Consider the following 19,824-nt stretch of genomic DNA (forward strand, 5'->3'; position numbering starts at 1 on the left):
TAACGCCCCTGGTGACGCCCCTGGTCGACGCCCGGGACCAGGGCTCAGCTGAGCGGCACGATCTCCGGTGCGCCGAGCCGGACGGCGTCCGCCGTCTCGTCGTCCGTCTGGGTCTGCGACGCGCGCTCCGCGGCCACCCGGGCCTCGTAGTGCGCGACCTCCTTCTCCTGCTGCGCGGGCGACCAGCCGAGCACGCCGGCCATGAGCCGGGCGACGTGCGGGGCGGCCGTGACGCCGCGGTCCCAGGTCTCGATGGAGATCCTGGTGCGCCGGGCGAGGACGTCGTCGAGGTGCCGGGCGCCCTCGTGGGACGCCGCGTAGACGACCTCGCCGCACAGGTAGTCGTCGGCCCCGGGCAGCGGCTTGCCGAGCGCCGGGTCGGACGTGCACAGCGCGAGGACGTCGTCCGCCATCGAGCCGTAGCGGCGCAGCAGGTGCTCGACCCGGGCGACGTGCAGGCCGGTGCGGGCCGCCGTCCGGGCCCGGCCGTTCCATGCCGCGCGGTACCCCTCGGCGCCGAGCAGCGGCACCTCGTCGGTGCAGCAGGCCGCCACCCGGAAGTCCAGGGCGCGGGCGACCTCGTCGATCGAGTCCTTGGCCATGATCCGGTACGTCGTGTACTTGCCGCCGGCGACGACGACGAGGCCGGGCGCCGGGTGCGCGACGACGTGCTCGCGGGACAGCTTGCTCGTCGAGTCGCTCTCGCCGGACAGCAGCGGCCGCAGCCCCGCGTAGACGCCCTCGACGTCCTCGCGGGTCAGCGGCGTCGAGAGCACCGAGTTCACGTGCTCGAGCAGGTAGTCGATGTCGGTCGCGGAGGCCGCCGGGTGGGCCTTGTCGAGGTCCCAGTCGGTGTCCGTCGTCCCGACGATCCAGTGCCGGCCCCACGGGATGACGAAGAGCACCGACTTCTCGGTGCGCAGGATCATGCCGGTCGTCGACTGGATGCGGTCCCGCGGGACGACGAGGTGGATGCCCTTGCTCGCGCGGACCTTGAACTGGCCGCGCTCGCCGACCATCGCCTGCGTCTCGTCGGTCCAGACCCCGGTCGCGTTGACGACCTGCTGGGCGTGGACCTCGAACTCCTCGCCGTGCTCGAGGTCGCGGACCCGGACGCCGACGACCCGCTCCCCCTCGCGGAGGAACCCGACGACGCGGGTGCGGCTCGCGACCCGGGCGCCGTACGCGGACGCCGTCCGGACGATGTTCATCGTGTGCCGGGCGTCGTCGAGCTGGCCGTCGTAGTACTGGACGGCGCCGACGAGGGCGTCCTTCTTCAGCGCCGGCGCCGCACGCAGCGCCTGGGTGCGGGTCATGTGCCGGTGGAACGGCAGCCCCGCGCCGTTGCCGCCCGCGCGGGCCATGAGGTCGTACAGCGTGACGCCGGCCGCGACGTACGGGCGCTCCCAGCCGCGGTGTGTCAGCGGGTAGAGGAACTTCACCGGCTGCGCGAGGTGCGGCGCGAGCCGGGTGAGGATGAGCCCGCGCTCCTTGAGCGCCTCCGCGACGAGCGCGAAGTCGAGCATCTCGAGGTAGCGCAGGCCGCCGTGGATGAGCTTGCTGCTGCGCGAGGACGTGCCGCTCGCCCAGTCCCGGGCCTCGACGAGCGCCGTCGACAGGCCCCGCGTCGCGGCGTCGAGCGCGGCGCCGGCACCGACGACGCCGCCGCCGACGACGAGGACGTCGAAGGTCTGCGAGCGCATGGCGTCCAGGGCGGCCTGCCGCTCGACCGGGCCGAGCCGGCCGCGGCGCGAGAGCGCCTCGACGTCCGGCGTGGCGGACGGGCCGCCACCGTTGGCCGCGGAGGCGTTCGGGGCGCTCGCCACGGCGGTCGCGCGGCGGGTGCGCTTGGGCGCGGACGGGGCGGTCGCGGAGGTGCCCGACGAGGCGCTCGGCGCAGTGGGTTCCAGGCCGTTGCTCATGCCTCCACCCTAGGACGGCCCGGCGCGGCGCGCCGTGCCACCAGTCCCTGGCGGGCGCACGTCGTCGTGTCAGCCCGCGGTGCAGCCGCTCCGCGCGGCGAGCACGTAGCCGTCCTCCGCCGGCACGTAGGACAGCACCAGCCGGGCCCGGCCCTGGGAGTCCTCCCAGACGACGGCGACGCCGCCGTCGCCCGTGCGATGGGCCCGCACCCGGACGAGCAGCCCGGCCCCGGGGGACGCGAGCCGCTGCTCCTCGGCGGCGGCCGCGAGGTCGCGCCGGCCGTCGTCGGCGGCGTCGCGGGCCAGGAGGCTGCCCTCGGCCGTGGCGGTGCCGCAGTCGAGCGGCGGCGCCGGGGTGTCCTCCACGACGAGGTCGCTGCCGGCCACCGGGACGAGCGTGTCGAGCAGCGGCACCCCGCCGACGGACAGCTGCAGCGCGACGAGCCCCGCCGCGAGGACTGCGACGACACCGGCGGCGGCCAGGAGGAGCCGCCGGGGCGAGGAGGGCGAGCGTGGGCCCTCCGTCGTCGCGCCGGACACGATGGACATGCCGCGCAACGTACTCAGGCCGCAACCACGCGCCAACGGTTGTTGGTACTTTCGCTACGACCGATCACGCTCCGCAGCACTGGGAGCGCGATCAGTGCATCATCCCAGTTCAGGGGCCGTTCAGGACGGCTGGTACTGGGACACCACGACCTCGACGCGCTGGAACTCCTTGAGGTCGGAGTAGCCCGTCGTCGCCATGGAGCGGCGCAGCGCGCCGATGAGGTTCGTCGTGCCGTCCGCGGTCTTCCCCGGCCCGAGGAGGATCTCCTCGAGCGAGCCGACGGTGCCGACGTGCCCGCGCTCGCCGCGCGGCACGAGCGGGTGGTGCGCCTCGGGCCCCCAGTGGTACCCGCGGCCGGGTGCCTCGACCGCGCGGGCCAGGGCGGCACCGAGCATGACCGAGTCCGCGCCGCACGCGATGGCCTTGACGACCTCGCCGGAGCGGCCCATCCCGCCGTCCGCGACGACGTGCACGTAGCGGCCGCCGGACTCGTCCATGTAGTCCCGGCGGGCCGCCGCGACGTCCGCGATCGCCGTGGCCATCGGGGCGTGGATGCCGAGCACCGTGCGGGTCGTGTGGGTCGCCCCGCCGCCGAAGCCGACGAGGACGCCGGCCGCACCGGTGCGCATGAGGTGCAGCGCCGCGGTGTACGTCGCGCAGCCGCCGACGACGACCGGCACGTCGAGCTCGTAGATGAACCGCTTGAGGTTGAGCGGCTCGGCCCGGCCGGAGACGTGCTCGGCGGAGACCGTCGTGCCGCGGATGACGAACAGGTCGACCCCGGCGTCGACGACGGCCTTCCAGAGCTGCTGGGTGCGCTGCGGGGTGAGCGAGCCGGCGACCGTGACGCCCGCGTCGCGCATCTCCTTGACCCGGGCCGCGATGAGGTCGGGCTTGACGTCCTCGGCGTAGATCTCCTGCATCCGCGCGGTCGCGGCGACCGGGTCGAGCGAGGCGATCTCCGCGAGCAGCGGCTCGGGGTCCTCGTAGCGGGTCCACAGGCCCTCGAGGTCGAGCACGCCGAGCCCGCCGAGCTTGCCGAGCGCGACCGCCGTGGCCGGTGACATCACCGAGTCCATCGGGGCGGCCACGACGGGCAGCTCGAAGCGGTAGGCGTCGATCTGCCAGGCGACCGAGACCTCCTCCGGGTCGCGGGTGCGCCGGCTCGGCACGATCGCGACGTCGTCGAAGGTGTAGGCCCGGCGGCCGCGCTTCCCGCGCCCGATCTCGATCTCGTTCACGACCCCAGGCTATCGGGGCGGGCGCGGCCCGCCGGTCCGCGCCACAGCGTCGTCGTTGCCCTACGACACACCGGCACGCACCCGGGGTGTCGCGAGGTGTCGACGAAGCTGTGGCGCGCGCAGCCGCCGGGTCCGCCGGACGACGTCGACGACCCAGTCCGGCCGGAACCGCACCTGCGCCCAGGTGAAGCGGCAGACCAGCCAGTCGGATGCCGCCAGCTCGGTGTACCGCTCGCAGTCCCGGGCGAACGCCACCTTGTCCGAGTGGTACTCGAACCCCTCGGCCTCCACGGCGATCCTGCGGTGCGGGTCCCCCAGGTCGACGTGCACCGTGAACCCGGACAGCAGCACGGGCAGCTGGGTGACGAACCCACCCACCCCGGCGTCGACGAGCAGCGCGCGGGCGAACGACTCGAACATCGTGTCCGCGCCGCCGTCGGCCGCCTCGGCGACCCGGACGCAGCGACCCCGTCGCCGTGGCGGCTGCGCGTACGCGGCGACGATCAGGTCGCTCTTGACCAGGACCTTCTCGGCCAGCGCGCTGTCCGCGACCGCGACGGCCTCCCCGAAGGGCAGCGTCACGGCCCAGTCGAGGACGGTCCGCAGCACGGTGGTGACGCCGCCCCGGACATCGGTCGGGGCGAGCCGGCTCCAATGCACGGTCACCTGCGGCGCCGCGGGCGGGCGGGCTCCGGGCGGGACGGTCACGTGCACCGTCGACGGCGCGGTCGGCACCCGCAGGCCGTGGATCCGCGCGGCCGAGACGTGGGAGACCACGCCGTGCGTCGCGGCGGCGGCAGCAGCCGGGACCGGCAGCTCGGGCAGCCCGTAGACCCCGCGGGCCAGGCGACGCACCTGTCCGTCCCGGACCGCGCGCCGCAGCGACGACTGCGTCGCGTGCGCCACGACGACGTCGTACGGCGCCGTCCCGCCGAGCCGACGGATGACCTCGGATGCGTCCACGACGGCATCGTGACGCAACGGGCACGAACCGCCGGATAGTTATCCACAGGGGCATCGCGCCACAGCTTCGTCGTTGCTCTGCGAAACCCCGGGGCGTGCCCGGAGAGTCGCCGGGTAACGACGAAGCTGTGGCGCGACGCGTCAGCGCCGCGTGTAGTTCGGCGCCTCGACGGTCATCTGGATGTCGTGCGGGTGGCTCTCCTTGAGGCCCGCGGCGGTGATCTGGACGAACTGACCCTTGGCCTGCAGCTCGGGGATCGAGCGGGCGCCGACGTAGAACATCGACTGGTGCAGGCCGCCGACGAGCTGGTGCATGACCGCCGACAGGGTGCCGCGGTAGGGCACCTGACCCTCGATGCCCTCGGGGACGATCCGGTCGTCGGACTGGACGTCGGCCTGGAAGTACCGGTCCTTGGAGAACGACTTCTTGCCGCGCGAGCTCATCGCGCCGAGCGAGCCCATCCCCCGGTACGACTTGTACTGCTTGCCGTTGACGAGGAGCAGGTCGCCCGGGCTCTCCTCGCAGCCGGCGAGCAGCGAGCCGATCATCACGGTGTCGGCGCCGGCGACGAGCGCCTTCGCGATGTCGCCGGAGTACTGCAGGCCGCCGTCGGCGACGACCGGTACCCCGGCCGGTCGGCACGCGAGCGACGCCTGGTGGATCGCGGTGACCTGCGGGACGCCGACCCCCGCCACGACGCGGGTCGTGCAGATCGAGCCCGGCCCGACACCGACCTTCACCGCGTCGGCCCCGGCCTCGACGAGCGCCTGCGCACCGGCCCGGGTCGCGACGTTGCCGGCGAGGACCTGGACGTGCCGGGTCGCCGGGTCGGACTTGATCCGCTTGATCATGTCGAGCATGAGCCGCGCGTGGCCGTTCGCGACGTCCGGCACGAGGACGTCGACCCCGGCCTCGACGAGCGTCGTGGCCCGCTCCCACGCGTCGCCGAAGTAGCCGACCGCGGCCGCGACGAGGAGCCGGCCGTCGGCGTCCTTGCTCGCGTTCGGGAACTGCTCGGACTTCACGAAGTCCTTGACGGTGATGAGCCCGACGAGCCGGCCGTCGCCGTCGACGATGGGCAGCCGCTCGCGCTTGTGCTGGCGCAGCAGGGCCGTCGCGTCCTCGCGGCTGATCCCCTCCGGCGCGGTGACGAGCGGCATCGGCGTCATGACGTCGCGGACGAGCGTCGTCGCCCAGGTGCCGACCGGGGTGAACCGCAGGTCGCGGTTCGTGACGATGCCGATGAGCCGCTCGTCGCCGTCCACGACCGGCAGGCCGGAGACGCGGTAGCGGCCGCACAGCTCGTCGAGCTGCTCGAGGGTGGCCTCCGGGCCGATGACCACCGGGTTGGAGATCATCCCGGTCTGGGTCCGCTTCACGAGGTCGACCTGGTAGGCCTGGTCCTCGATCGACAGGTTGCGGTGGAGCACCCCGATGCCGCCCTGGCGGGCCATGGCGATCGCCATCCGGGCCTCGGTCACGGTGTCCATGGCCGCCGAGACGATCGGCGTGCGGACCTGGATCCGGCGGGTCAGCCACGAGGTCGTCTCGACCTCGCTCGGCACCACGTCGGTGTCGCTCGGCAGGAGCAGGACGTCGTCGTAGGTCAGTCCCAGACCCGTGAAGACGGAGGCCTCGTCCCGGGCCGGCGCGGGTGCGAGGCCCGGTTCGGCGAAGAGGTCGTCAGAGGCGGTGGCAGGTTCGACGGCGCGGTCCTCGGCGATGCTCACCCCGAGGATTCTACCGACCGCGGACGGCGCTCCCGACCGCTCGCCACAGACCGTCAGCCCGCGGGCTTGCCCTTGGTCTTGGTCTTCGTCCTCGACGGGCCGCCCTTGTCGCTCGGCGGGCCCGTCGACTTCGTCGACGAGGTCGACGAGGTCTCCGGCTCCGTGGTCCGCGAGGAGTCGGTCGAGGTCGCGCTCGTCGTCGTCGACGACGGCGTCTCCTCGTCCTGCGTCGGGACGACCGGATCGGTCGTCGTCGACTCCTCGACGCTCGGGTCGGACGTCGCTGTCGTCGAGGACGTCTTCAGCGACGGCGACTGCGTCGTCGGGACGTCGCTCGGGGACGCCTCCCCGGGCCCGGCGGTCACCGTCGCGATGATGCCCGGCAGCAGGTCGGGCGGCAGCGGGAACCCGGCGTCCGCGAGCGCGGTCGCCAGCTTCCGCAGCGCCGCGTCGACCTTCTTGCGCTGGGCCGCCGTGAGATCGGCGTTCTTCGCCCGCCGGTGGGCGTCCTCGAGCCGGGCCTCGGCGGCGGACAGGTCGTTCGAGTCGACGAGGTCGAGCCCCTCGAGGACGACGTCCTCGATCTGGCTGCCCTCGTCGGTGCCGGCGATGATCGACCCGCCGCGCACGGGGTTCCACACCCCGGTGACGGCGGCGCTGGCACCGCACAGGCCGAGGACGACGGTCGCGGCCACGGCGAGCAGCCGGACGCGCACCTGCCGCGGGGGCGGGACGTCGGCCTCCCCGCGCCGGGCGGCGGGGATGCCCGGCAGCCCGGCACCGGACCCGCTGCCGGGGTGGTCGCTGCGCCACGCCGGACCACCGGCCGGCTCCCAGGCGGGACCACCGGCGAACGCGGCGGCAGGGCTGACGTCGGCCGCAGGGGCGCTCTCGTCGCGCCACGCGGGGCGCAGGTCGAGCACCTCCGTCGGCGGGAGGAAGGCCTGCGGCGGCGTGCCGGACGGCACGAGCGGCCACACCCCGAGGTCGAAGAGCTCGCGCCGCAGCGCGTCCTCCGGAGCGGGGTTGAGATCGACCTCCGCCGCGAGGAGCGCGAGCACCGCCGCTGCGGGGTCGTCCAGGTCCTCCGCGAGCGGGCGGCGCGCAGCGAGCCGGTCGAGGAGCACGTCGGTCGCGGTGACGGCGGCGATGTCGACGGCCCGCAGGTCCACCTCGTCCTCGGCACCCCGGCCGCCGGTGCCGCGCGGGTCGCCCGGGACGCGGTCGCGGGTCATGCCGTCCCCCGGACGGGCTCGCTCGTCGCGAGGGCCCGCAGCCGCTGGACGGCGCGGTGCTGCGCCACGCGGACCGCGCCGGCGCTCATCCCGAGAGCCCGCCCGGTCTCCTCCGCCGACAGCCCGACGGCGACCCGCAGGACGAGGAGCTCGCGGAGGGTGTCGGGGAGCTGGTCGAGGAGCGCCCGCGCCTGCTCGGCGTCCGACGCGCGGACGGCGTGCTCCTCAGGGCCGTCGGACAGGTCGACGGTGTCGGGGATGTCCGCCTGCGGCTGCGCGTGCCGGAAGACGCTGCGCTGCGCGTCCGCCACCTTGTTCGCGGCGACGCGGTAGACGAAGGCCTCGAAGGGCTTGCCGTCGTCCCGGTAGCGCGGCAGGGCGGACAGCACGGCGACGCACACCTCCTGCGCCACGTCGTCCGCGGCGTGCTCGGAGCCGGGGAACCTCGAGAGGCGGGCCCGGCAGTAGCGGTGGACCAGGGTGTGGACGGCGGCGAGCAGCTGCTCCATCGCCTGCCGGTCCCCCGTGACCGCTCGCGCGGCGAGCCCCCCCGAGCTCGACCGTGCCGTCGTCCGCACGTGACATCGCACGACGGGGGCGGTTCGTTACACCCCTGCCGTCATCGACGCCCCCGACCGCCACCGGACCTCAGCGCACCAGTCCCCAGCGGAAGCCGACCGCGACGGCCTGGGCGCGGTCAGCCGCCCCCAGCTTGCGGAACAGTCGCCGGGCGTGGGTCTTGACGGTGTCCTCGGAGAGGAACAGCTCCTTGCCGATCTCGGAGTTGCTGCGACCGCGGCTCATGCCGGTGAGCACCTGCATCTCGCGCTCGGTGAGAGCGGGCGCGGCGGCCGAGCCCTCGACGGAGCGCGGGGCGGGCACGGGGCGACGCCAGACGGCGTCCGACAGCGCGTGGACCACGGTGGCGGCCATCTCCTCTCGCGTCGCGTCCTTGACAAGATAGCCGCGAGCGCCGCTCGCCACTGCCCTTGCGACACCTTCGGCGTCTTCTGCGACCGTCACCATGACGACGATCGCCTCCGGGTGCCGCGCGAGCAGCCGCCGGGTCGCCTCGACGCCACCGATCCCGGGCATCCGGACGTCCATGAGGACCAGCGACGGACGCTCGACGGGCCAGCGCGCGAGCGCCTCCTCGCCGGAGCAGGCGTCGACCACCCGGGTGATCCCCGGCACCGTCGCCAGGACCCGGTGGAGGGTCTCTCGGACAAGCGCCGAGTCGTCGCACACGAGGACCGTTGCCACCCCGGACACCCCATTTCCTGTTGCGCAGCCACGCCGGTCCGGGTCGCCGCGGGTGACGGCGTCCCGGTGTCCGATCACCTCCTGTGAAGGGACCCGGCTCCTGAAGATGTCGTCAACGGGCGGGGCGAACCTGAGCAGAAGGCGGCGAGGAGTTCCGCCGGGCGTTCCACCGGGACGTGTCGGGACGTCGTCCCGCCGTGGCAGGAACAGGCCGCCGGAGCGGCTGCGCCGCAGGTCAGAGGTGGACGGCGCCGAGGATCTCGTCGACGGCCCCGACGAGCGAGGTGACCCGGACCGCGGCCGTGGGGAGGTCCCCGTCGACCCAGCCGGGCCCGCCGACGACGAGCCGCGGTGCAGGACGCTGCCGCGGAACCGTGTCGAGGACGGCGATGTCGTCGGTCGAGAGGCGGGCGTAGAGGAACACCGCGGCGGGCCCGCTGCGCCGGACGGCGGCCACGAGGGCGTCCGCGGGCATCCCGACGCCGAGCAGCCGGCAGCCGACCTCCTCCTCGGCGAGGGCCGCGGCGAGGGCGTGCAGCGGGAGCGTGTGGTAGTCGCCCTCGGCGCAGGCAAGGAGCACCGGGCGGGTGTTACGGGCCCGGCGCAGCGAGGCGGAGACGCCGCGGAAGACCCCGACGACCGCCTCGGAGAACGCGTGCTCGATCTCCACGCCGTCTCCGGTCTGCATCCAGCGCTCACCGATGGCGTGGAGCACCGGCATCGCCATGTCGTCCCAGGCGCGGACGGTGCCGTAGCTGCGGATGGCGTCCCGCATGAGCCGGGTCACCTCGACGGTGTCGAGCGACATGGCGGCCCGGGCGAGGCCGCGCGCCTGCGGGCTCCCCTCGGGCAGCGCGACGACCCGGCCGCCGCCTGAGCGGTGCGACCGGTCGGCGCGCGTCGGCCACAGGCCCGGGACGTCGGGACCGGTCCGCGCGGCGGGGATCCCGAGCACCGCGGCGTCCGCCCACGGTGTGACGAGCGCGCCGGCGCGCTGCGACATCGCGGGGAAGAGGTCGGCCTCCCAGTCGTCGACGTGCTCGGTCGGGACCGGCGGCACGACGGAGACGGGCCCGCCGGCCTTGGCGATCTGCGCGGCCTCCGCCGGCGGGACGCCCTCACCGGTCAGGCGGCGCATGACGACGAGGCGGGCCAGGTCGCTGGCGCTGTAGCGGCGGTGCGAGCCGGCCGTGTGCGCCGACGGGCCGAGCCCGTACCGGCGGTCCCACGTGCGCAGGGTGGACGGCGCCACCCCGAGCCTGCGCGCCACAGCGGCCACGGTGAGCATGGGCTGCGGGCCCGCGCTGGAGTCACCGACGGCCGTCATGCGACTGATTGTCCAGGCCAGGGGCCCGACCTGCCACCTGGACACGAACGGACCAGGGACCAGGTGTGACGACGGAGGGGCGGTCGGTGTCGTCGGGGCGGTGCCTGTCGCCTGCTGTGACGAGACGACGTCCGAGCGCAGTCACTCTCGAAATCATGGTTGAGGTTGCGGACTGATGGGTACGTCGTGGGCACCGGAGCGTTGCGCGCACCGTTGAACAGGTTGCAGGCCCCACCGGACCGTCGGACCGGGCGCCCGCGCATCGCGGATCGGACCTCCACCGGGGCTCTGACCTGCAGCGACAGCGGAACGTCGCACGCCGGGCATCGTCGCCGCAGAGGCAGAGCAGGCGCCGCCCCGAACCCTGCGAACAACCTGTGAACAACTTCTGGCGCGAAGTACTTGAACAACCTCTGCAACGGTTGTTAGTGTCGGACTCACGCACCAAGCACGAAGAACAAGTCAGGAATCCAGGCGATTGCCCGACACCGGCCGCCCCGGCCGGCGAGCGTGCAGCGAAGAAGAGGGTGTTGGACATGGCTGAGATCTCCCGGCTCCCCGGCCCGGTGGCCGACCTGTGGGAGTGGCAGCTGCAGGGTTCGTGCCGCGAGGCCGACCCGACGCTCTTCTTCCACCCCGAGGGCGAGCGCGGCCCGGCCCGCCGCAACCGCGACGCGGCGGCGAAGTCGATCTGCGGCTCGTGCCCGGTCATGAAGGAGTGCCGCGAGCACGCCCTCGCCGTCCGTGAGCCGTACGGCGTCTGGGGCGGCCTCACCGAGGACGACCGCGAGGCGTACTACTCGACCGAGCGCCGTCGTCAGGCCCCGGTCGCCGCGGCCAGCTGACCGCAGGCCCCACAGACCACGCAAGACCCGGTCCACCGGTACGAAGGCCCGGTCCCCGCACGGGGGCCGGGCCTTCGTCGTCCGTGGCGGCAGGCACGACGCAGGACGGCCCAGGACGGACGACGGGCAGACACGACGAGGCCCGGACGGCGGACCGTCCGGGCCTCGTGCGACGTGCTCGGTGGTGCTGGTGGTTCAGGTGGTGCAGGTGCCTCGGTCAGTGACCGTGCCCGTGCCCGTGCCCGCCGTGGCCACCGGCGTCGGCCGGGGCCGGCTCCTTCTTCTCGACGACGAGGGTGTCGGTCGTGAGCACCATCGACGCGATCGAGGCGGCGTTGCGCAGCGCGGAGCGGGTGACCTTGACCGGGTCGATGACGCCCCGGGCGATGAGGTCGGCGTAGTCGTTCTTCGAGGCGTCGAGGCCCTGGCCGACCGGGAGCGCGCGGACCTTCTCGACGGCGACGTAGCCCTCGAGACCGGCGTTCTCGGCGATCCAGCGCAGCGGCTCCACAGCGGCCTTGCGGACGATGGAGACACCGGTCGCCTCGTCGCCCGTGAGGCCGAGCGAGTCGTCGAGGACCGAGACGGCGTGGACGAGAGCGCTGCCGCCGCCGGCGACGATGCCCTCCTCGATCGCCGCACGGGTCGCCGAGACGGCGTCCTCGATGCGGTGCTTCTTCTCCTTGAGCTCGACCTCGGTGTGCGCGCCGACCTTGATGACGCACACGCCGCCGGCGAGCTTCGCGAGGCGCTCCTGGAGCTTCTCGCGGTCCCAGTCGGAGTCGGTCCGCTCGATCTCGGCCTTGATCTGCTGCACGCGACCGGCGACCTCGGACGCCTCGCCCGCACCGTCGACGACCGTGGTCGTGTCCTTGGTGACGACGACGCGACGCGCGGTGCCGAGCACCTCGATGCCGACCTGGTCGAGCTTGAGGCCGACCTCGGCCGACACGACCTGCGCACCCGTCAGGGTGGCGAGGTCCTGGAGCATCGCCTTGCGGCGGTCACCGAAGCCCGGCGCCTTGACGGCGACGGCGGTGAAGGTGCCGCGGATCTTGTTGACGACGAGGGTGGAGAGCGCCTCGCCCTCGATGTCCTCGGCGACGATGAAGAGCGGCTTGCCGGCCTGGAGGACCTTCTCCAGGAGCGGCAGCAGGTCGCTGATCGCCGAGATCTTGTTCTGGTGGATGAGGATGTAGGCGTCCTCGAGGACGGCCTCCATCCGCTCCGGGTCGGTGACGAAGTACGGCGAGATGTAGCCCTTGTCGAACTGCATGCCCTCGGAGAACTCGAGCTCGAGGGCGGTCGTCGAGGACTCCTCGACGGTGATGACGCCGTCCTTGCCGACCTTGTCGAACGCGTCGGCGATGAGCTCGCCGATCGACCGGTCCTGCGCGGAGATGGTCGCCACGTGGGCGATCTCCTCCTTGCCGTCGACCTCGCGGGCGACGTCGAGCAGCTTGGCGCTCACCGCGTCGACGGCGGCGTCGATGCCGCGCTTGAGCGCGGCCGGGCCGGCGCCGGCGGCGACGTTGCGCAGGCCCTCGTGGACCATGGCCTGCGCGAGGACGGTCGCGGTGGTGGTGCCGTCACCGGCGACGTCGTTCGTCTTGGTGGCGACCTCCTTGGCGAGCTGGGCACCGAGGTTCTCGTACGAGTCCTCGAGCTCGATCTCCTTGGCGATGGTCACGCCGTCGTTCGTGATGGTCGGCGCGCCCCACTTCTTGTCGATGACGACGTTGCGGCCGCGCGGGCCGAGCGTCACCTTGACGGCGTTGGCGAGGGCGTCGACGCCGCGCTCCAGGGAGCGCCGCGCGGAGTCGTCGAACTCCAGGGTCTTGGCCATGGGTGCTTGGTTCCTTCTTCAGGTCAGCGAACCGGGTGAAGAACGAGAACCGCCCCGACCCACCGGCAGGGCCGGCCGGTCGGGGCGGTGGGTGGCTGCCTCAGCGGCAGCCGGAGATCACTTCTCGATGACCGCGAGGACGTCGCGGGCGGAGAGGATGAGGAACTCCTCGCCGCCGTACTTGACCTCGGTGCCGCCGTACTTGCTGTACAGGACCTTGTCGCCGACCTTGACGTCGAGCGGGATCCGCTTGTCGCCATCGTCGTCGAAACGGCCCGGACCGACCGCGAGGACCTCGCCCTCCTGGGGCTTCTCCTTCGCGGTGTCCGGGATGACCAGGCCGGAGGCCGTCGTCTGCTCGGCGTCGAGCGGCTTGACGACGATGCGGTCCTCGAGCGGCTTGATGGAGACCGACACGTGCTGCCCTCCCCTTCGGGAATGTCGCTGGAGTAAGGCGTGGAATATGGGTCGGCGGAGCGGTTCCGACCGTCGTCGCGGGTGCCGGCCGGGCTCTGCCTGGTTGGCGCTCTCAGGGTGAGAGTGCCAGTTCCGAATCTAGGCCGGTGGTTAGCACTCGGTCAACTCGAGTGCCAGAACTCGCCCGACCGGCGGACGTGGAAGGATCCTGGCGTGGACCTGTCCGGCATCTCCGCCCTGCTCACCTCCGAGGGGTGGGCGCTGCTGGAGTCGCTCCCGCCGTACGACGAGGCCGAGGCGATGGTGCTCGGCGAGCGGTTGCGTGCCGCCGGTCACCCGGCCGACCTCGTCTCCGCCGCACTGACCCAGTCCCGGCTGCGCGCCGCCGGCCGGGCCAAGTTCGGCCCCTTCGCCGACGGCATGCTCTTCACCCCGACCGGCCTGGAGCAGGCGACCCGGTTCGCGGTCGCCGCCCGGCACGCCCAGCGCTTCGCGTCCGCCGGCGTCGAGCGGGTCGCCGACCTGGGCTGCGGGATCGGCGCGGACTCGATGGCGCTGGCGACCTTCGACCGTGAGGTGCTCGCCGTCGAGCGCGACGAGCTGACCGCCGCCGTCGCGACGATGAACCTGCGGCACTGGCCCGAGGCCGTCGTCCGCTGCGAGGACGCGACGGCGACCGACCTCACCGGCATCGGTGCCGCCTTCGTCGACCCGGCCCGCCGGACGGCGTCCGGCAAGCGCGTCCTCGACCCGCGGCAGGGCTCGCCGACGCTCGACTTCGTCGTCGGCCTCGCCGGCCGGCTCGCCGCCGTCGGGATGAAGACCGCGCCGGGCATCGCGCACCACCTCGTGCCTCCGGGCGCCGAGGCGCAGTGGGTGTCGGTCGGCGGGGACGTCGTCGAGTGCGCGCTGTGGTTCGGGCTCACCGCCCGCGAGGGCGTCCGGCGGGCGGCGCTCGTGCTGCCGCCGGACGGCGTCCCGGACGACGCCGAGGGCGTCGACACCGCCGACCCGGTCGAGGTGACGGACGCCGGCATGCCCGACCCGGAGACCGGCGCCGTCGGCGCCGTGCTCTACGAGCCGGACGGCGCGGTGATCCGGGCCGGGCTCGTCGGCCAGGTCGCGGCGCTCGTCGAGGGCCGCCTCGTCGACCCGACGATCGCCTACGTGACGTCGGACCGGGTCGTCCGGACGGCGCTCGCGACGGCCTACGCGGTCGAGGACGTCATGCCGTTCCAGCTCAAGAGCCTGCGGACGGCGCTGCGCGACCGGGGCGTCGGCCGGCTGACGATCAAGAAGCGCGGCACGGCCGTCGAGCCCGAGCAGCTGCGCCGCCAGCTGCGCCTCGAGGGGGACGCCGAGGCGACGATCGTGCTCACCCGGGTCGCCGGCCGGCAGTCGGTGCTGTTCGTCCGCCCGCTGCGCTGACCTGCCGCGGCGCCGCGGACAACGCGCGACGCCGCCCCGGCGTCCTGTCTGCGACCGGGACGTTCGGGGGACGCGATGCGACGCACGGGCACGGGCCGCAGGCTGCCGCTCCTCGCCCTGGCCGTGGCGGCGACGTTCCTCGGCCTCGTCACGCCGGCTGCCGGCCGGGCGGCTCCCACGCCCTCCGCGCACCGGCCGGTCACCGAGCCGACCGCTGCCACCGACCCGGCGACCGGGCCGCTGCCCGCGGTCCCGGCGTCTCAGCGCCGCTGCCCCGCCCCGGCGGTCGGGGTCGTCACGCACACCAGGGCCGGCGGGCCGCCGACGGTCGCGCTGACCTTCGACGACGGGCCGGACGCCGGCACGCCGGCGGTGCTCGACGCGCTCGCCGCGGCGCACGTCCACGCGACGTTCTTCGTCGTCGGCCGGCAGGTGGAACGGCACCCCGGGCTGGTGCGACGGGTGGCGGACGAGGGGCACCTGCTCGGCGACCACACGTGGGACCACGCGTACCCGCAGGAGGTCGACGGCGGCTGGACCGCGCTCTACCTCGCGGACCAGATCGGGCGGACGGCGCGCGCGGTCGAAGCGGCGACCGGCCGGCCGCTGTGCTGGTTCCGGCCGCCGGGCGGGCACCACCCCGGGACGGTCCGGCCCGCGGCGCACCGGATGCGGATGACCGTCGCGATGTGGTCCGTCGACGCCCGGGACTGGGAGGTCCAGGGCGTCGACGGCCGCCGTCCGCCGGGCCTGCCCGACCTCGACGCCAAGGTCCGGGCGATCGTGGCCCGCGCGACGGACGTCGGCGGCGAGCAGCACCCCGTCGTCCTGCTCCACGACGGCGGCGGCGACCGGGCCGCGACCGCGGCGGCGGTCCCGCTCGTCGTCGCCTGGTACCGCGACCACGGCTTCACGTTCGTGCGGCTCGACGGGCGCCGCTGATCCCCGGAGCGGACGGCGGGGGGTGCCCGGGTGTCGGGCTCTGCCCCTAGGGTGTCGATCACTCTCACGGGGGTGCCGGCCGGCGACGGCCGGGCGCGGTCCGCACCGGGCCGGGGAACCGTGCAGTCGTCCGACGGAACCGGACGGTGCTGCAGGGACGTCGTCGGGGGAACAGGTGCGAGCTCGGGAGGATCGCCATGGACGGCGCGCAGCAGGACGGACGACCGGACGACCAGCAGGGCGGCACGCAGCCGCTGCCGGAGCAGGGGGCGGCCCCGCCGCCCACGCCGCCGCAGGGGCAGCCGCAGGAAGGGGCGCCACCGGCGTTCGCACCCCCGGCGGGGCAGCCGTTCGGTGCACCGCCGTCCGGGCCGCCGCAGTACGGCCAGCCCCAGTACGGCCAGCCCCAGCCCGGTCAGCCGCAGCCGGGCCAGCCGCAGTACGGCCAGCCGCCGGCGGGCCAGCCCTACGGCCAGCCACCCGCAGGCCAGCCGTACGGCCAGCCACCTGCGGGGAAGGCGTACGGCCAGCCACCCGCGGGCCAGCAGTTCGGGCAGGCGCAGTACCCGCCCGCCGGTGCGTGGCAGCAGCCTCCCGGGGCGCCCGGTGCCCCCGGGCAACCGGCCCCGAAGCGTCGCGGGCTGCCGCTCGCGGCGGTCCTCGGCATCGTCGCGGCCGGGCTCGTGCTCGTCCTGGTCGTGGTCGTCGCGCTCGTCGGAGGCGGCGGGGGCGACGACACCCCGGAGGCCGGCCCGACGGCGAGCGGCCAGGCCGCGGGCGTGGCCGGGGTGTCGCCGTCCGCGACCCCGTCGGTCGCCGCGGCGCCCTGCGCGGCGAAGGACCTCGCGTCGGCGATGCGCAAGAAGTCGAAGGTCGGCGCCGACGGCAGCCTCACGGTCGCCGCGGGGGCGATCCCCTGCGAGGGGACGACGACCGCGAGCCTCTACTCGTTCCGGCTGGCGGTCGACTACGACCCGGCCGACACGACGTCCGGCCGCGCCGACGGCGAGGGCGTCGAGGCCGGCGGGTACAGCGAGAGCCTCGACGCCTTCGTCACGCCCGACCTCGCGGACTCCTGCGACGCGCAGGTCTTCTTCGCCGTGACGCCCAGCGAGACGCCGCAGGTCTCCACCATGCGCACGGACGTCATGGCCTGGATCGCCGCGCGCAAGGCGAAGGCGGGCGGCACGAAGGTCTGGACGGGCAAGTCGTCCCCGGTCGTCGCGGTCGCGGCGTCCGGCGAGGTGATGGACTGCCTGCCGGGCGACTCGGTGTCGGTGCCGTACGCGGCCAAGGGCGACTGCTGGAAGAACGACCCCGCGACGGGGATCGCCGACGAGGTGTCGTGCAAGAAGGCGCACAACACCGAGGTGCTCTACGTGCGCAACGTCGGCATCAAGGACTGGAAGAAGGCCAACCCGAAGAAGCCCCTGCCGACCCAGGCCGCCTACCGGAAGTGGATGAAGAAGCGGGCGAACTCGATCTGTGACCCGAAGTTCAACGCAGTGCCGCTCACCGGTGCGGTCGGGATCAGCAAGCTCTCGGCGTTCTCGGTCTACCCGACGCGCTACTCCGACTTCGAGGTCTCGCTGCCGGGCAGCACGACGACCAGCCAGGTCGTGTGCATCGTCCAGCTCAAGAGCGCGAAGGCGACGACGACGCGCAAGATCCTTCGGTGACGGGACCCGCCGCGCTGCGGTTCAGGGACCGGCGACGGTCCCGAGCCACAGCGCGGCGTAGGCCTGCGCGTCGACGGCGAGCGCGACGTCGACGACCGCCGGGGCGAGCCCGTGCGGGTCGTGCGCGTGGTCGAGGCTGCCGCCGCTGCGGTCGGCGCGCTGGTCGACGACCGTCTGGCCGCGGGTCCACGAGCCGGCGAGCTCGACGCGCACCGGCAGCTCCTGGGTGCGCAGCCCGTCGGGGAGGAGCACGGCGCAGACCGCACCGGCGTCGCCGACGGTCGCGTCGTCCGCACCGAACCGCTCGCACTGGAACAGGACCAGCCCGCCGGCGAGCCGTGCGACGGGGTCGGCCGAGGCGGCGAGCGCGGTCGCCTCGGCGCGGGTCACGCGGACGTCGTAGAAGACGTCGAGCCCGTACATCGTCACCGGGATCCCGAGCTCGGCGGCCGCGTCGAGCACGACCGCGGCCGCCTCCGGGTCGTGCCACACGTTGAACTCGGCGGCGGCGGTCGCGTTGCCGACGAGGGCGGCCCCGCCCATGAAGACGATCCGGGCCAGGCCGCGCGCGGCGTCCGGGTACATCCGCAGCAGCAGCGCGATGTTCGTCATCGGCGCGAGCGGCACGAGGGTCACCGGCTCGCCGCGGTCGGCGGCCCCGGTGAGGACGGCGTGGAGCAGCTCGACGGCGTGCCGCGGGTCGGGCGCGCGCGTCGACGGCGGCAGCCCGAGGTCGCCCATGCCGTCGTCGCCGTGGACGTGCCGCGCCTCCCGGGACGGTTCGAGGAGCGGACGGCGCGCGCCGCCGGCGACGGGCACGTCGGTGCGGCCCGCGGTCTCGAGCACGAGCAGGGTGTTCGCGACGACCTGGTCGAGCGAGGCGTTCCCCGCGACGCAGGTCACCGCGCGCAGGTCGAGCCCCGGGTGCCGGGCAGCGAGCAGGAGGGCGCACGCGTCGTCCACCCCGGTGTCGACGTCGAGGACGATCGGGATCGGCTTCGGGTCCGGCATGGGACCGCACCCTAGCCGGGCGCCTCAGGCGACGAGCCGGTCCCTCAGCCCGAGGAACCAGTGCCGCCCGACGCACCGGACGCCGACGAGCTCACCGGCCGCCGTGGGTCCGCGGTGGACGACCTCGGCCGGCAGCCCGCACTCCGGGCAGGCGCACAGCTCGACGTCGTCGCTCTCCCCGGGACGTCTCCACCACTCGTTCGACGGGTCCATGTCGTACCTCGCTGCTCTCGCCGGACGGCACCACCCGATGGCCCGGCCCCGTCGACGGCTCCTCCGCCGGGCGGGTGCCCGGCACTCCTGTCAGAGGAGCGAGGTGCTCCTTCTGATGTACCTGTTCGGGATGTCCTCCGCGTTTCCGGCGGCCGCGCTGCGCCCGGCGGCACGTGAGCCGCGTCGCACGCGACCGCCCGGTGCGCCATCCTGGGCCGGTGCCGAACCCGACGCTGCTGCCGCTGCCGGTCACCGGGGAAGGCCTCGTGCTGCGCCCGCTCGCGGCGGCCGACGCCGCCGCCCTGCCCGCGCTCTACGACGACCCGGACGTCGCCCGGTACACCCCGATCGAGTCCCCGTTCGACGCCGCCGCGGCCCAGCGCTACCTCGACCGGGCGGCCGGCCAGACGCAGGCCGGGCAGGCCGTCCATCTCGCGATCACGCTCGACGGCGGCGCCCCGCTCGGCGAGGTGCTCGCGTTCGCCCCGCGGCACGGCGCGGCCGACGCGCCCGACGCCGACGGCACCCTCGAGCTCGGGTACGTCGTGGGCCCGGCCCACCGCGGGCAGGGCCTCGCGACCCGGGCGCTGCGCCTGCTCGGCGCGGCCGTCGTCCGCGACCTCGGCGTGACCCGGCTCGTCCTGCGCATCGACGCGGGCAACGTCGCGAGCGAGCGGGTCGCCGCGGTCTGCGGGTACGTGGACACCGGGGTCGTGTCGGACGGCGTCGCGGTCGTCTGGGAGCGCCGCGTCCCGGTCACGTGAGCGTGAGGACGACGAAGAGCGCGTACCCGAGGGCGAGCACCGCACCGGCCGGGCGCCCGAGCCGGCCGCCGCGCGCGAGGAGCGGGAGGGCCACCGCGAGCAGCACGCCGAGCACCGCCGGCCCGAGGACGCCCTGGACGGCGAGCGGACGCACGACGGCCGCCAGGCCGAGCGAGACCGTCGCGTTGTAGGCGACCGAGCCGACGACGCCGGCGACGGCGACCTCGGGCAGGTCCCGGCGCACGCCCGCGGCGACGAGCGCGAAGAGCTCCGCGGTCGTCGCGAGCGCGAGCGCGGTGAGGCCGACCGCGTCGTCGGTGACGCCGAGGCCCGCGACGACCCGTTCCGCGCCCGCGACGGCGAGCGCCCCGCCGCCGGTCATGACGAGCAGGCCCACGAGGGCGAGCACCAGCCCGCGGACGTCGGCCCGCCGCCCGTCGTGGTCGG

The 19,824-nt window shown here is 74.5% G+C and carries 18 protein-coding genes and 1 pseudogene; 5 read left to right on the forward strand and 14 right to left on the reverse strand.

What is annotated here, in order from left to right; all coding sequences use genetic code 11:
- Nucleotides 1-44 precede the first annotated feature (44 nt).
- From EDJALFJO_RS17095 to EDJALFJO_RS17135, 9 genes are all read right to left on the reverse strand, one after another.
- Nucleotides 45-1,703 (reverse strand): glycerol-3-phosphate dehydrogenase/oxidase, encoded by a 1,659-nt coding sequence (locus EDJALFJO_RS17095; protein WP_088287452.1) that lies wholly within the window; start codon nucleotides 1,701-1,703, stop codon nucleotides 45-47.
- A 288-nt stretch (nucleotides 1,704-1,991) separates the two neighbouring features.
- Nucleotides 1,992-2,471, reverse strand: a complete 480-nt coding sequence (locus EDJALFJO_RS17100; RefSeq protein ID WP_088287422.1) for a hypothetical protein — start codon at nucleotides 2,469-2,471, stop codon at nucleotides 1,992-1,994.
- Between the two features lie 120 nt (nucleotides 2,472-2,591).
- Complete coding sequence (locus EDJALFJO_RS17105; protein ID WP_088287424.1) at nucleotides 2,592-3,713, reverse strand: GuaB3 family IMP dehydrogenase-related protein; 1,122 nt, start codon at nucleotides 3,711-3,713, stop codon at nucleotides 2,592-2,594.
- A 60-nt stretch (nucleotides 3,714-3,773) separates the two neighbouring features.
- Nucleotides 3,774-4,676, reverse strand: coding sequence for a hypothetical protein (locus tag EDJALFJO_RS17110; protein WP_088287426.1), 903 nt, complete (start codon nucleotides 4,674-4,676; stop codon nucleotides 3,774-3,776).
- Nucleotides 4,677-4,817: 141 nt separating this feature from the next.
- The gene (guaB, locus tag EDJALFJO_RS17115; RefSeq protein ID WP_088287455.1) at nucleotides 4,818-6,293 is read right to left on the reverse strand and encodes an IMP dehydrogenase; all 1,476 of its coding nucleotides are present in this window, start codon (nucleotides 6,291-6,293) and stop codon (nucleotides 4,818-4,820) included.
- A gap of 167 nt (nucleotides 6,294-6,460) precedes the next feature.
- Complete coding sequence (locus EDJALFJO_RS17120) at nucleotides 6,461-7,642, reverse strand: hypothetical protein (protein ID WP_088287428.1); 1,182 nt, start codon at nucleotides 7,640-7,642, stop codon at nucleotides 6,461-6,463.
- Nucleotides 7,639-8,220 carry an RNA polymerase sigma factor ShbA gene (shbA, locus tag EDJALFJO_RS17125; protein WP_255392572.1) on the reverse strand — a complete coding sequence of 194 codons (582 nt, stop codon included), beginning with the start codon at nucleotides 8,218-8,220 and terminating at the stop codon, nucleotides 7,639-7,641. Before shbA ends, EDJALFJO_RS17120 begins: the two co-directional genes overlap by 4 nt.
- Before the next feature lie 70 nt (nucleotides 8,221-8,290).
- The gene (locus EDJALFJO_RS17130; RefSeq protein ID WP_088287459.1) at nucleotides 8,291-8,905 is read right to left on the reverse strand and encodes a response regulator transcription factor; all 615 of its coding nucleotides are present in this window, start codon (nucleotides 8,903-8,905) and stop codon (nucleotides 8,291-8,293) included.
- Nucleotides 8,906-9,140: 235 nt separating this feature from the next.
- Nucleotides 9,141-10,232 (reverse strand): MerR family transcriptional regulator, encoded by a 1,092-nt coding sequence (locus EDJALFJO_RS17135; RefSeq protein ID WP_088287430.1) that lies wholly within the window; start codon nucleotides 10,230-10,232, stop codon nucleotides 9,141-9,143.
- A 536-nt stretch (nucleotides 10,233-10,768) separates the two neighbouring features.
- Between EDJALFJO_RS17135 and EDJALFJO_RS17140 the strand changes: the two genes are divergently transcribed.
- On the forward strand, nucleotides 10,769-11,077 hold the full coding sequence (locus tag EDJALFJO_RS17140) for a WhiB family transcriptional regulator (protein ID WP_088287432.1): 309 nt from the start codon (nucleotides 10,769-10,771) through the stop codon (nucleotides 11,075-11,077).
- A 217-nt stretch (nucleotides 11,078-11,294) separates the two neighbouring features.
- Here the strand turns inward: EDJALFJO_RS17140 and groL are convergent, their stop codons facing one another.
- Together groL and groES are read right to left on the reverse strand one after the other, a co-directional pair.
- Nucleotides 11,295-12,923: a chaperonin GroEL gene (gene groL / locus EDJALFJO_RS17145; protein WP_088287434.1), complete on the reverse strand. Its 1,629-nt coding sequence runs from the start codon at nucleotides 12,921-12,923 to the stop codon at nucleotides 11,295-11,297.
- A gap of 117 nt (nucleotides 12,924-13,040) precedes the next feature.
- Nucleotides 13,041-13,340 (reverse strand): co-chaperone GroES, encoded by a 300-nt coding sequence (gene groES, locus EDJALFJO_RS17150; RefSeq protein ID WP_088287436.1) that lies wholly within the window; start codon nucleotides 13,338-13,340, stop codon nucleotides 13,041-13,043.
- A gap of 213 nt (nucleotides 13,341-13,553) precedes the next feature.
- On the opposite strand from groES, the gene EDJALFJO_RS17155 reads away from it, so the two are divergent.
- The 3 genes from EDJALFJO_RS17155 (at nucleotide 13,554) to EDJALFJO_RS35035 (ending at nucleotide 17,389) form a co-directional block, all read left to right on the forward strand.
- Nucleotides 13,554-14,768 carry an SAM-dependent methyltransferase gene (locus tag EDJALFJO_RS17155; protein ID WP_088287438.1) on the forward strand — a complete coding sequence of 405 codons (1,215 nt, stop codon included), beginning with the start codon at nucleotides 13,554-13,556 and terminating at the stop codon, nucleotides 14,766-14,768.
- A gap of 75 nt (nucleotides 14,769-14,843) precedes the next feature.
- On the forward strand, nucleotides 14,844-15,710 hold the full coding sequence (locus EDJALFJO_RS33580) for a polysaccharide deacetylase family protein (RefSeq protein ID WP_143448626.1): 867 nt from the start codon (nucleotides 14,844-14,846) through the stop codon (nucleotides 15,708-15,710).
- 197 nt (nucleotides 15,711-15,907) lie between these two features.
- Nucleotides 15,908-17,389, forward strand: a complete 1,482-nt coding sequence (locus tag EDJALFJO_RS35035) for a hypothetical protein (protein WP_198950387.1) — start codon at nucleotides 15,908-15,910, stop codon at nucleotides 17,387-17,389.
- A gap of 21 nt (nucleotides 17,390-17,410) precedes the next feature.
- On the opposite strand, the gene EDJALFJO_RS17170 is transcribed toward EDJALFJO_RS35035, so the two are convergent.
- Both EDJALFJO_RS17170 and EDJALFJO_RS17175 read right to left on the reverse strand, forming a co-directional pair.
- Nucleotides 17,411-18,400, reverse strand: coding sequence for a nucleoside hydrolase (locus EDJALFJO_RS17170; protein WP_088287440.1), 990 nt, complete (start codon nucleotides 18,398-18,400; stop codon nucleotides 17,411-17,413).
- Between the two features lie 24 nt (nucleotides 18,401-18,424).
- Nucleotides 18,425-18,613: a hypothetical protein gene (locus tag EDJALFJO_RS17175; RefSeq protein ID WP_088287442.1), complete on the reverse strand. Its 189-nt coding sequence runs from the start codon at nucleotides 18,611-18,613 to the stop codon at nucleotides 18,425-18,427.
- A gap of 218 nt (nucleotides 18,614-18,831) precedes the next feature.
- Between EDJALFJO_RS17175 and EDJALFJO_RS17180 the strand changes: the two genes are divergently transcribed.
- Nucleotides 18,832-19,377, forward strand: a complete 546-nt coding sequence (locus tag EDJALFJO_RS17180; RefSeq protein ID WP_198950388.1) for a GNAT family N-acetyltransferase — start codon at nucleotides 18,832-18,834, stop codon at nucleotides 19,375-19,377.
- Here the strand turns inward: EDJALFJO_RS17180 and EDJALFJO_RS17185 are convergent.
- Nucleotides 19,370-19,824: pseudogene (locus EDJALFJO_RS17185) on the reverse strand (sodium:calcium antiporter); the annotation flags it as partial. The gene EDJALFJO_RS17180 and the pseudogene EDJALFJO_RS17185 sit on opposite strands and share 8 nt — an antisense overlap.

The sequence above is a fragment of the Kineosporia sp. A_224 genome, assembly GCF_002198655.1.
Taxonomy (GTDB): domain Bacteria; phylum Actinomycetota; class Actinomycetes; order Actinomycetales; family Kineosporiaceae; genus R-H-3.

Excerpts from the sequence above, each read along its gene's own strand:
- EDJALFJO_RS17120 (WP_088287428.1), bottom strand. The coding sequence starts at position 7,642 with ATGACCCGCGACCGCGTCCCGGGCGACCCGCGCGGCACCGGCGGCCGG.
- EDJALFJO_RS17095 (WP_088287452.1), bottom strand. The coding sequence starts at position 1,703 with ATGCGCTCGCAGACCTTCGACGTCCTCGTCGTCGGCGGCGGCGTCGTC.
- EDJALFJO_RS17140 (WP_088287432.1), top strand. The coding sequence starts at position 10,769 with ATGGCTGAGATCTCCCGGCTCCCCGGCCCGGTGGCCGACCTGTGGGAG.
- EDJALFJO_RS17170 (WP_088287440.1), bottom strand. The coding sequence starts at position 18,400 with ATGCCGGACCCGAAGCCGATCCCGATCGTCCTCGACGTCGACACCGGG.
- EDJALFJO_RS17100 (WP_088287422.1), bottom strand. The coding sequence starts at position 2,471 with ATGTCCATCGTGTCCGGCGCGACGACGGAGGGCCCACGCTCGCCCTCC.
- EDJALFJO_RS17175 (WP_088287442.1), bottom strand. The coding sequence starts at position 18,613 with ATGGACCCGTCGAACGAGTGGTGGAGACGTCCCGGGGAGAGCGACGAC.
- EDJALFJO_RS17135 (WP_088287430.1), bottom strand. The coding sequence starts at position 10,232 with ATGACGGCCGTCGGTGACTCCAGCGCGGGCCCGCAGCCCATGCTCACC.
- groL (WP_088287434.1), bottom strand. The coding sequence starts at position 12,923 with ATGGCCAAGACCCTGGAGTTCGACGACTCCGCGCGGCGCTCCCTGGAG.
- EDJALFJO_RS33580 (WP_143448626.1), top strand. The coding sequence starts at position 14,844 with ATGCGACGCACGGGCACGGGCCGCAGGCTGCCGCTCCTCGCCCTGGCC.
- EDJALFJO_RS35035 (WP_198950387.1), top strand. The coding sequence starts at position 15,908 with ATGGACGGCGCGCAGCAGGACGGACGACCGGACGACCAGCAGGGCGGC.